The sequence below is a fragment of the Actinomycetospora lutea genome, from assembly GCF_028737205.1.
In the GTDB taxonomy this organism is placed as follows: domain Bacteria; phylum Actinomycetota; class Actinomycetes; order Mycobacteriales; family Pseudonocardiaceae; genus Actinomycetospora; species Actinomycetospora lutea.
This window is the reverse complement of sequence record NZ_JAQZAL010000027.1, coordinates 64,698-75,303: the sequence shown is the minus strand read 5'-3', so window position 1 is coordinate 75,303 and position 10,606 is coordinate 64,698. Positions and strand designations below refer to the sequence as shown.

The 10,606-nt window shown below is 73.7% G+C and carries 10 protein-coding genes; 1 reads left to right on the top strand and 9 read right to left on the bottom strand.

All coding sequences use genetic code 11. From position 1 onward, the window contains the following. Nucleotides 1–258 precede the first annotated feature (258 nt). The 8 genes from rutA to PHK61_RS24940 all read right to left on the bottom strand — a co-directional run bounded on the left by rutA (nt 259) and on the right by PHK61_RS24940 (nt 8,372). A complete protein-coding gene (gene rutA, locus PHK61_RS24975; RefSeq protein WP_274283731.1) occupies nt 259–1,311 on the bottom strand; it encodes a pyrimidine utilization protein A in 1,053 nt (350 codons plus the stop codon). A gap of 23 nt (nt 1,312–1,334) precedes the next feature. After that, nucleotides 1,335–2,393 carry an LLM class flavin-dependent oxidoreductase gene (locus PHK61_RS24970; protein ID WP_274283730.1) on the bottom strand — a complete coding sequence of 353 codons (1,059 nt, stop codon included), beginning with the start codon at nt 2,391–2,393 and terminating at the stop codon, nt 1,335–1,337. Further along, nucleotides 2,386–3,780 carry an MmgE/PrpD family protein gene (locus PHK61_RS24965; RefSeq protein ID WP_274283729.1) on the bottom strand — a complete coding sequence of 465 codons (1,395 nt, stop codon included), beginning with the start codon at nt 3,778–3,780 and terminating at the stop codon, nt 2,386–2,388. The genes PHK61_RS24970 and PHK61_RS24965 overlap by 8 nt, the downstream gene beginning before the upstream one ends. A gap of 94 nt (nt 3,781–3,874) precedes the next feature. Then, the gene (locus PHK61_RS24960) at nt 3,875–5,281 is read right to left on the bottom strand and encodes an amidase (RefSeq protein WP_274283728.1); all 1,407 of its coding nucleotides are present in this window, start codon (nt 5,279–5,281) and stop codon (nt 3,875–3,877) included. Further along, complete coding sequence (locus tag PHK61_RS24955) at nt 5,278–5,472, bottom strand: hypothetical protein (RefSeq protein ID WP_274283727.1); 195 nt, start codon at nt 5,470–5,472, stop codon at nt 5,278–5,280. The genes PHK61_RS24960 and PHK61_RS24955 overlap by 4 nt, the downstream gene beginning before the upstream one ends. After that, nucleotides 5,469–6,632: an acyl-CoA dehydrogenase family protein gene (locus tag PHK61_RS24950; RefSeq protein WP_274283726.1), complete on the bottom strand. Its 1,164-nt coding sequence runs from the start codon at nt 6,630–6,632 to the stop codon at nt 5,469–5,471. The genes PHK61_RS24955 and PHK61_RS24950 overlap by 4 nt, the downstream gene beginning before the upstream one ends. A 1-nt stretch (nt 6,633) precedes the next feature. Beyond that, the gene (locus tag PHK61_RS24945; protein WP_274283725.1) at nt 6,634–7,848 is read right to left on the bottom strand and encodes a CaiB/BaiF CoA transferase family protein; all 1,215 of its coding nucleotides are present in this window, start codon (nt 7,846–7,848) and stop codon (nt 6,634–6,636) included. Next, nucleotides 7,845–8,372 (bottom strand): MaoC family dehydratase, encoded by a 528-nt coding sequence (locus tag PHK61_RS24940; protein WP_274283724.1) that lies wholly within the window; start codon nt 8,370–8,372, stop codon nt 7,845–7,847. The genes PHK61_RS24945 and PHK61_RS24940 overlap by 4 nt, the downstream gene beginning before the upstream one ends. A 65-nt stretch (nt 8,373–8,437) precedes the next feature. Here PHK61_RS24940 and PHK61_RS24935 point away from each other — a divergent pair, with 65 nt between their 5' ends. Next, nucleotides 8,438–9,202, top strand: a complete 765-nt coding sequence (locus tag PHK61_RS24935; protein WP_274283723.1) for a FadR/GntR family transcriptional regulator — start codon at nt 8,438–8,440, stop codon at nt 9,200–9,202. Here PHK61_RS24935 and PHK61_RS24930 read toward each other — a convergent pair. Further along, entirely contained in the window at nt 9,175–10,560 is a 1,386-nt protein-coding gene (locus PHK61_RS24930) for an HNH endonuclease signature motif containing protein (RefSeq protein WP_274283722.1), read from the bottom strand. The two genes, PHK61_RS24935 and PHK61_RS24930, sit on opposite strands and share 28 nt — an antisense overlap. Nucleotides 10,561–10,606 lie beyond the last annotated feature (46 nt).

Genomic DNA, 10,606 nt, shown 5'->3' with positions numbered 1-10,606 from the left:
CGCAACGCCTCCGCAGCGACCGGATGGATGTTCTCCAGGAGCAGCGCCTTCACGCTAAGAGCGTAAGACTCCGACGCCCTGTGTCACGTCCTCCGGATCGGTCCACCCGTACGGCAGATCGGTGAACGATGCCGACGGTCACCGGGGTCGCCGTGTCACCCCGTCGCGCCAGCATCTCGCCACCGCGCGCGCCGCGGCGCCGGCGCGGGGGAACCGGCGACGGACCCCGCGAGGGGCACGGGGTCCGTCACCGGCGACTCAGCCGAGCAGGGGCTTCACCTTGGTGCCGAAGTCGTGCACGCCCTTCTCGAAGTCGTCGAAGGTGAACATCATCCCGGCGACGCCGGACATCTTGGCGACCTCGTCGACCTGCCGCGCGATCGTCTCGTACGACCCGACGAGCGTCGCCATGTTGAAGTTGACCGCGCCCTCGGGGAGGTTGATCGTGCGCGCGGTCCCCGACCCGTCGGCCGTCTTGTCCTGGCCGCCCTCGTCGGCCATGTAGCCGAGCGCGCCGGCGTCGGCGCCCTCGTTGTAGGAGCGCCACTTCGCCTGGGCCTCCTCGTCGGTGTCCGCCATGATCGCCATGAACAGCGGCAGCGACCGGACGTCCCGGCCGGTCTCCTTCGCGAACGAGGCCAGGCGCTCGGTGGGCTGGCGGTACACCTCGGGGTCGTTGACGCCGGGCGAGAGGATGAAGTTGTAGTCGCCGTACTCGGCGCAGAACCGCATCCCGCGCTCCGACTGGCCGGCGCAGACGACGTCGACCTTGCCCTGCGGACGGGGCGAGAGCACGCAGTCGTCCATCGTGAAGTACTGGCCGTCGAGGGTGCAGCGGCCGGTGTCCCACAGCTCCCGCATGATCTTGACGTACTCGGTGGAGTAGTCGTAGCGGTAGCCGAAGTAGTCGTCCCCGGGCCACAGGCCCATCTGCTCGTACTCGCCCTTGGCCCAGCCCGAGACGATGTTGACACCGAAGCGCCCGGGCGCGATCTGGTCGATGGTCGACGCCATGCGCGCGACGAGGGCGGGCGGCAGCGTGAGCACGGCGGTCGAGGCGTAGAGCTTGATCCGGTCGGTGACCGCCGCGAGGCCCGCCATCAGCGTGAACGACTCGAGGTTGTGGTCCCAGAACTCGGTCTTCCCGCCGAACCCGCGCAGCTTGATCATCGACAGTGCGAACGCGAAGCCCTGGCGCTCCGCCTCCTGCACGACGTTGCGGTTGAGCTCCCACGTCGGCATGTACTGCGGGGAGTTCTCGGAGATGAGCCAGCCGTTGTTGCCGATCGGGATGAAGACGCCGAAGTCCACTTCGGGACCACCTTCCTGCGGGGTCAGGAGACGGGGACGGAGAGCGCGCGCAGCGCCGGGACCACCTCGCGGGCGAGGAGGTCGAGGGACGTCCGCGCCGCCTCGACCGGCATGCCGGCCCAGTCGGTGCGGAACACGAAGTGGTCGACGCCGAGCTCGTCGCGCCACGGGAGGAGTGCGGCGGCGCAGTCCTCCGGAGACCCCACCACGAACCGGTCGTGGGCGAGGTCGTCGTAACCGGAACGGAACGACTCGGCTCCGGGCATGACACGGTCCTGGCCCCAGTCGGCGTAGACCTCGTATTTGTTCGCCAGGTACGGCATGGCGAGCTCGAGGGCCTGCTCCCGGGTGGGGGCGCAGAACACCTCGCGGATCAGCGGGAGCTCGCCCAGCGGACCGCGCCCGGCCGCCGCCCGCTCGGCGTGGAAGAGCTCGAGCTGCCGGGCGATCGTGGCCCGGGTCGCGTGCGGATTGATCATCCACGTGTCGGCGAGACGGGCTGCCCGCCGCACCGCGCCGTCCGAGTTGGCCGCCATCCAGATCGGGGGGCGCATCGGTTCCGACGGCCTCGCGGCCGGCCGGAAGGTGGCGCGGACGCCGTCGAGGCGGCACCACGGCAGGTCGGCGGACACCGCCTCGCCGCGCCACAGCCCCTCGACGATGCGGAGGTTCTCGGTGAACCGCCGGACCTTGTCCCCGGGCGGGATCCCGAACGCGTCGTACTCGACCTGCCGGTAGCCCAGCCCGACGCCGAGGATCGACCGCCCCCCGGCGACGACGTCGAGACCCGCGTAGGCCTCGGCGGTGTCGACGGGGTTGTGCAGGGCGAGCAGGTGGATGCCGGTGCCGACGGCCATGTCGCCGGCCTCGGCCGCGAGGCGCGCGAGCCACGGCAGCGGCTGGATGTGCGCCATCGACTCGGCGAGGTGGTGCTGCCCGGCGAACACGGAGTCCAGCCCCGCGTCGCGCGCCGTGCGCACCAGGGAGAGCTGCTCGTCGAGGGCGACGAGCGGGTCCCGGCCGGGCGGCTGCTGGTGGGTCAGGAAGACCCCGGCGCGCACCCGTCGCTGCTGCTCAGACACCGCGACAGGCCTCCGCGAACTCGGCGGCGGGGCGGTCGTCGCCGAGCCCCAGCACGGCGTCGCGCACGCGGTCGGCGGTGGCGGCGTCGGCCACCCGCCCGATCGACTCGGCGAACTTCTCGGCGATCTCGGCATTGGTCAGCGGGCGCCGGTCGTGGCCGCGGTTGACCTGCTCGCGGTGCGCGACGACGCGGCCGTCGGCGAGCTCGATCTCCACCCGGCCCGAGTAGGCGTCGGGGAACAGGCCCTCGTGGTCGTCGGTGACCTCGACGCGGCGGGCCAGCGCGAGGATCTCCGGGTCGCCGAGGGCGTCGTCCTCCAGCTCGGCCAGCGTGAACCGCCCGCGCGACAGGGCCGCCGACACCACGAACGGCAGGCTGAACTTGGCGTCGTACTCGTCGCGCGGCGCCCACTTGTTCGCGGCCGGCTGGCACACGACCTTGCCGGGCACCGGGTGGATCGCGCAGCGGATCGCGCGGACGTCGGCGGGCGCGATGCCGTGCTCGGCGCGCAGGAGCAGCGCCGCGTCGGCGAACGCGTGGTTGAAGTGGCAGATCGGGTAGGGCTTGACCGCGGTGCGCATCAGCTCCCACTGCGTGCCGAGTCCCTCGGCCACCGCCTCCGGGCGCGACGCACGAGCCGTGAGATGGGTGTTGTACAGCCCGAAGCGACCCTCGTAGACCGCGGCGGGGCCGGTCCAGCCCGCGCGGGCGAACGCCGCCGCGGTCAGCCCCGACATCGCCGCCCAGCCCGGGTGCAGCCGCTTGGTCCAGGAGCCGTCCTCGAGGAACTCCAGCAGGCCCGCCGACATCGACCCGACGACGCCCTGGGCCGCCGCGATCCCCGCGGCGTCGAGCCCGGAGAGCTTGCCGGCCGCCACGGCGGCGCCGAACGCCCCGGCGACGGCGGTCGGGTGGAAGCCCACGTCGTGGAACCCGCCGGCCCCGCCCAGCCCGACGCGCGCGGACACCTCGACGCCCAGGACGTAGGCCGCGAGCAGGTCGCGGGTGCTCGCCCCGGCGACGGTGGCCGCCGAGATCGCGGCGGGCAGCGCGGCGGCGGAGACGTGGGTGACCGCGGGGATGTGGGTGTCGTCGAAGTCCATGCCGTGCACGAGCACGCCGCTCAGCACCGCGGCGTCGCGCGGCGAGAGCCGGTCGGGCATGCCGAGCACCGGGTGGTCGCCGCCGCCGAAGGTCGCCAGCGCGTCGCGTGCGACCTGCGGGAACCGGTAGGCGGTGGACGCGAAGGCCAGCCCGACCGCGTCGAGCACGAGGTACCGCGCCCGCTCGAGGACCTCGTCGGGGATGTCCGCGGCGTCGAGCCCCGCGGCGAACGCCGCGACCTCACCGGCGAGCGCGGTCCGGGTGGGGCTCTCCAACGTCACGGGCGGGCTCCCTTGCGGCACGCAGCGCAGCGGAGCTGCCGCGCCGGAGGTGGATGGTGTGGTGACTGGCCTCACAGGACCATACGTCAGACGTTTAGGGCGCGGAAGGGGGTGCTGTGGTCGGCCGGGCGCGGTGGTGGGCGGTCCGCTCCTGGAACACGCGCGCCGCCCACAACGCGAGCGCCTCGCGGTGCGGCGCGGCCACGAGCTGCGCCGAGACCGGGCAGCCGTCGGGCGCGAGGCCCGTCGGCACGGCGAGCCCGGGTGCGCCGGTGAGGTTGCCGAGCATCGTCGAGCGCGACTGGGCGGCGTAGAGCGGGTACTCCTGCCCGTCCACGACGACCGTGCCGTCGGGCAGGCGCGGGGCGGTCGACGGGCAGGTCGGCACGACGAGCAGATCGGCGCCGGCGAACACCGCGTCGAGCTCGCGCTGCAGCTCGACGCGGAACTGCAGCGCGCGCAGGTAGTCCACGGCCGGGGTGACGATGCCCTGGCTGATGCGCCGGACCACGACGGGGTCGTAGGTGTCCCAGCGGTCCGCGTCGACGCGGTGCAGCGTGGCCGCCTCGGTGAACACGATCTGGTAGCCGATCGTCAGCGCGTCGCCCGCCGACGGCACCTCGCCGGGCACGACCTCGGCGCCGGCGGCGACCAGCTCGTCCACGAGGTGATCGACGCCCGCCTGCACCGCGCCGTCGCAGAGCTCGGTGAACGCGCCGCCGGGCACCGCGAGGCGCAGGCCCTCGAGGTCGGCCCGGGACGGCACGTCGAGCGGTGGCAGCGGCTCGCTGCGGGGGTCGGCGCCGTCGGGGCCGCGCAGGACGCCGAAGAGCGTCGCGACGTCCCGGGCGCTGCGGGCGAGCGGGCCCACGCTCTCGGTGGTCCACGACAGCGGGAAGACCCCGGTGCGCGGGATCGCGCCGGCGGTCGGCTTGAGCCCGGTGAGCCCGCACCACGCCGCGGGCAGGCGCACCGAGCCGCCGACGTCGGTGCCGAGCGCGAACGGGACCGCGCGCGCCGCGACCGCGGCCGCCGACCCCGTCGACGACCCGCCCGCCCAGCGCCCGGGGTCCCACGGGTTGCGCACCGCGCCGAAGCGCGGCGGGTGCGGCCCGCCCACGGCGAACTCCGTGGTGGCGTCCTTGCTGACCGGGATCGCGCCGGCGTCCTCGAGGCGGCGCACGACGGTCGCCGAGGCGGTCGCGGGCGCATCGCCGTCGAGGCCGTGGTTCCAGGAGCCCTGGGTGGTCGGCACGCCGGCCACGTCGATGACGTCCTTGACCCCGAACGGGACGCCCTCCAGCGGGCGCGCGGTGCCCTCGGCCCAGCGGCGGGCGGACTCGCGGGCCGCCGCCCGGGCGCGGTCGTCGAGCCGGCGGATCGTGCAGTTCAGCGCCTCGTGGGCGGCCTCCAGCCTGCTCAGGGCCTCGTCGACGGCCGCGACGGGATCGGTGTCGCCGGCCGCGTAGGCGTCGAGGAGGTCGGTGACGTCCGGGCTCACGGTCGCACCCACCGATCGCCGTGGGCCGGATCCGCCGCGCCGTCCGGCGGCAGCGGGCGCGACCGCAGGCGGGCCGCCGCGGGTTCGGAGGCCTCCACGGCCGCCCGCATCACGTCCACGATCTCGTCGTCGACGCGGTAGCCGAGGCGGGCCGCCAGGACGGCGAGCTCGTCGCGATCCGGCACGCTCACCCGATGGTCGCCTTCCCCGCCAGCAGCGACCGCGCGACGACCGTGCCGAGCATGTCGTTGGTGCCCTCGCCGATCGACATCAGCGGGGCGTCGCGGTAGAGGCGCTCCACCTCGAACTCCGTCGAGTAGCCGTACCCGCCGTGGATGCGCATCGCGTCGGTGGCGCACTCCAGCGCCGCGTCGGACGCGAAGATCTTCGCCATGCCGGACTCGGTGTCCATCCGCACGCCCTCGTCCATCCGCGAGGCCGCCCAGTAGGTCATGAGGCGCGCTGCCTGCAGCTTCACGGCGATGGCGGACAGGCGCAGCTGCACGGCCTGGAAGTCGCCGATCGGCTGCCCGAACGCGCTGCGCTCGCGGGCGTAGGACAGCGACTCCTCGTAGGCCCGCTGCGCGATGCCGACCGAGCGCGCGGCGATGTTGATCCGCCCGGTCTCGAGTGACGACAGTGCCTGCTGCAGCCCGCGCCCCTCGACGCCGCCGAGCAGCTGCGACGCCGGCACCCGCACGTCGTCGAGCACCACCTCGCACGACTCGGTGCCCTTGTAGCCGAGCTTGCCCATGTCCTTGGTGATCTCGAGACCGGGCGAGTCGGCCTCGACGAGCAGCATGCTCATCCCGCGGTGTGCCGGCGACGCCGTCGGGTCGGTCTTCACGAGCACGGGCAGCGGGTCGGCGTGCCGGGCGTTCGTGATCCACATCTTGGTGCCGCGGACGACGTAGTGGTCGCCGTCCTTCTTCGCCGTCGTGGTGATGCTCTGCAGGTCGGTGCCCGCGCCGGGCTCGGTGAGCGCGATCGCGGTGCGCCGCTCCCCCGTCGCGAGCTCGGGCAGGTAGCGCTGCTTCTGCTCGTCGGTGCCGTGGCGCGCGATCATCCAACAGGACACCGAGTGGCTGCCGAGGATGCCGGCGATGCCCATCCAGCCCCGCGAGATCTCCTCGAAGGTCAGCGCGAACGAGACTGTGTCCGCGTCCAGACCGCCGTACTCCTCGGGCACGGCCAGCCCGAACAGGCCGAGGTCGCGCATCCCCTTGACGATCTCGGTCGGGTAGCGGCCCTCGTGCTCCCAGTCGCGCGCGACCGGCACGATCTCGCGGTCGACGAACGACCGCAGCGTCTCCCGGAAGAGCCGTTGCTCGTCGTTGAGGCGGAAGTCCATGTCACGGCTCCTTCGGGGTACCGAACGCGCCGGCCGCGCGCAGGGCGTCCAGGCGCTCGTCGTCGTAGCCGATCCCGCGGAGCACGGAGTCGGTGTGCTCGCCCATCGCGGGCCCGCCGCGGGCCGGGCGGGTGTCGTCGCCGGGCGGCCCGACGCGCACGGGCGAGCGCAGCGACCGCACCGTGCCCCAGTGCGGGTGCTCGGTCTCGGCGATGAGCCCGCGGGCCGCGGTGTGCTCGTCGGTGAGAGCCTCGCCGACGTCGTGGATCGGCGCGCACGGGATGCCGGCGGCCGTCATCGCGGCGATCCAGGTGGCGACGTCCCGGCCGCGGAACAGGTCCTCGAGCAACGGCACGAGCACGTCGCGGTGCCGGTCGCGGTCGCGGAAGGTGATGAAGCGGGGGTCGGTGGCGAGGTCCGGCTGCTCGAGCACCACGGTGAGCCGCTGCCAGAACTTCTCCTTGGCGCACCCCACGACGAGCCAGCCGTCGGCGGCCTCGAACGCCTGGAACGGCACGAGCGAGGGGTGGGCGGAGTGGTGGGTGCGCGCCGGCTCGTAGCCCGCGGTGAGGTGCCAGGTGGCGGGGTAGGTCAGGAGGCTGACGGCGGTGTCGTAGAGGGACAGGTCGCAGTCGGTGCCGACCCCGTCCCGGCGCGCGGCGTGGATGCCGGCCAGCAGCGAGATCGCGGCGACGAACCCGCCGCTGTAGTCGACGAGCGACAGGCCCGCCTTCTGCGGTGCCCCGCCGGGCTCGCCCGTCAGCGACATCCACCCGCCGAGCGCCTGCAGGACGTAGTCGTAGCCGGGCTCGGTGGCGCGCGGCCCGGTCATCCCGAACCCGGTCAGCGAGCAGCAGACGATCTGCGGGTTGACGTCCTTGAGGTCGGAGTAGCGGATCCCGAGCTTCGCGGGCACGTCGCCGCGCAGGTTCGAGTACACGGCATCGGCGCTGCGCACGAGGTCGTGGAACACCTCGCGGCCCGCCGGCGTGCGGATGTCGAGCAGCACCGAGGACTTGTTCTTGTTGAACGACTCGAAGAACAGCGAGTCGCCGTCCTGCGCATACGGCGGGACGTAGCGCCCGACGTCGCCGCCGGAGGTCGGGTCCTCGATCTTGACGACCTCGGCGCCGAGCTCGGCCAGGTGCATCGAGCCGAACGGCCCCGCCCCGTACTGCTCGAGCGAGATGATCCGGATGTCCTCGAGCGGCGTCACTGCTCGTTCTCCAGGGAGAGCGGGACCTCGGCCTGCGGGAAGTGCGAGGCGGCGCGCGCGGCACCGCGGCGGTGCACGTAGAAGGCGCGCTTGAACGTCAGCACCTCGACGCCGTCCTGGTTGAGCCCGCGGCTGCGGACCCGCACGATGCCGGCCTCCGGGCGGCTCGACGACGCGCGCGTCTCGAGCACCAGCGACTCCGACCAGAGCGTGTCGCCCGCGAACACCGGGTTGCTGAGCCGCAGCTCGTCGATGCCGAGGTTCGCGAAGGCGTTCTGGCTGGTGTCGGACACCGACTGCCCGAGCACGATCGAGATCGTCAGCGGCGAGGCCACGATCATCCGACCGAACTCGGAGTCGGCGCCGACCTGGGCGTTGAAGTGCGCCTGGTTGGTGTTCATCGTCAGCAACGTGAACCAGGTGTTGTCGGTCTCGGTGATCGTGCGCCCCAGCGGGTGCTGGTAGACGTCACCGACCACGAAGTCCTCGAAGAAGCGCCCCTGCCACCCAGCGACCACGGCCATGCGGGGGACGCTAAACGTCTGACGTTTTCCCCACAAGCGTCGACCGACCGTCTACGCTCATCGACGTGCCTGCGCAGCCGCCCACGTCCGGCACGACCGGCGCGCCGGCACCCGTCGCCCACCTCCGGGTGCAGCGTGTCCGCCCGGCCTACCGGCAGGTGGCCGACGAGCTGCGGACCCAGATCCTCGCCGGGGCACTCCCCGCGGGCACCCGGCTGCCCAACGAGGCCGAGCTGGGCCGGGCGTTCGGGGTCAGCCGCAGCACCGCGCGTGAGGCGCTGCGGGTGCTGTCCAGCCAGCACCTCGTCGAGACCCACCGCGGCGTGCAGGGCGGCACGTTCGTCAGCGAGCCCGACCCGGCGCGCGTCGTCGAGGACGTGGGCAGCGCCCTCGGGGTCCTGGTCATGACGCCCCGGCTGCACGTCAGCGACCTCCTCGAGGCGCGCCTGCTGCTCGAGCCCGCCGCCGCCCGCCTGGCGGCGCAGCGCGCCGACACCGAGACCGTCGAGGCCGTCCGGGCCGCCGCCGCGGCCCCGCGCGACGACCGCGATCCCAGCGGCTTCGTGGGCCACCTCGACTTCCACACCACGCTGCTCATGGCCACGGGCAACCTCATGCTCACGCTCATGGGCCAGCCCGTGAACGACGTCCTGCGCACGCGCCTGCGCCGGGCCGGGATCGAGGCGCGCGAGTGGGACAAGGTCGACGCGTGCCACCGCGAGATCGCCGAGCACATCGCCGAGGGGCGCGCCGGCGACGCCGAGGAGGCCATGCGCGACCACATCGTCGAGCTGCGCCGGCTCTACGAGCGCGATGGCATCTGGGCCTGATCCGGAACCGACGGTGGTGGTCGCCCGCCGATCCTCGGTCTCCGGTCGAGGTCGATCCAGGCCGGCGGGGTGAACCAGGGTCGGCCGTGGATCATCTCGACGCGCCAGTGGCCATGGTGGAGCAGTCGGTGGTGGTGCGAGCAGAGCAGCACCAGGTTGTCGAGCGCGGTGACCCCACCGTCGACCCAGTGGTGGACGTGGTGCGCGTGACAGCGGCGGGGTCGGCGGGTGCAGCCGGGGAAGGCGCAGCCGCCGTCGCGGACGTTCAGCGCCCGCCGGATCGCGTCGGTGACGGCGCGGGAGCGTCGCCCCACATCGAGGGGTTCGGAGCGGCTGCCCAGCACCACAGGGATGACCTCGGCGTCGCACGCCCACCGGCGCACGGTGTGCACGTCGACGAGGGCCTCGTTCGTCAGCGTGCCGTATCCGCCCGCCCGCCGGAGCCACCGGTGGTCGATGGTGATCGTCAGCAGGGCCCGGCCGGCGGCCGCCGGCGCGGACGTCCGCTCGGGGCGCCGCGGCGCGGGGATGAGGGCGCCCTGGGCATCGTCGGGCTCGGGGGCGTTGGCGTCGGGCTCCCTCGAGTCGGCATCGCCGCCGCCGTCCGGCGTCCCGTCGCGGCGGGTGTCGGTGATCAGGCCGTCCGGGCCGTGCGCGGCGGCGAACAGCTCCTTGAGCGCGTCCGCCCGGCGTGCGGGCAGGTCCCGCGGGTCGTCGGGCCCGGCCGGGGTCGACATGACGTCGAACCCCTCGTCGATCATCGCCGCGGCCGCGGCGTCGGCGATGACGGCCCGGAGGTCCAGCGTGCCGTCTCGGCGGCGCAGCAGCTGCACGCCGTCCGACCGGCCCGCCCCCGGGTCGGGAGCGGCACCGTCCGGGTCCAGCCGCGCGAGCAGGCGATCCGCCGCCTTGCCCAGCCCGCCCGGCGAGAGCTCGCGGGCCTGCTCCGCAAGCACATGCTCCGCCTCCGCCACCACCTCGCCCTCGAGGTGCTCCACGGCCGCGAGGCGTCGCATGACCCGGCGGATGACGGTGACGTGCGCCTCGCTGATCGTCCCCGCCGACAGGGCCTCGGCAGTGTGCGGGAGACGCGGCGGCAGGGGTTCGCCGGACAGCGCGGGCCGGGGCACGAGATCGCGGGCCTCGTCGACCAGCCGCACCGCCTCCGCGCGGTCGCACCGCGCGAGGTCCTGGACGAGACGCTCGACCAGCCGATCGCCGGTCCGGTCGGCGATGCCCTGACGATCGAGCTCGGCGACCTCCACGAGCAGGCGGTAGTGCTCGGCGTTGCGGGCGGCCAGGCGCGTGCGGGTGCGCTCGAGCAACTCCCGCTCGACGGCGCCCACCCGTTCGCTCACGTGTTCGAGTCTATCGCGAATCGGCGTCATTCGCGACATCGACGTC

Bases quoted from the DNA above. Each gene is read 5' to 3' on its own strand.
- PHK61_RS24950 (WP_274283726.1), bottom strand. From the start codon at position 6,632: ATGGACTTCCGCCTCAACGACGAGCAACGGCTCTTCCGGGAGACGCTG.
- PHK61_RS24940 (WP_274283724.1), bottom strand. From the start codon at position 8,372: ATGGCCGTGGTCGCTGGGTGGCAGGGGCGCTTCTTCGAGGACTTCGTG.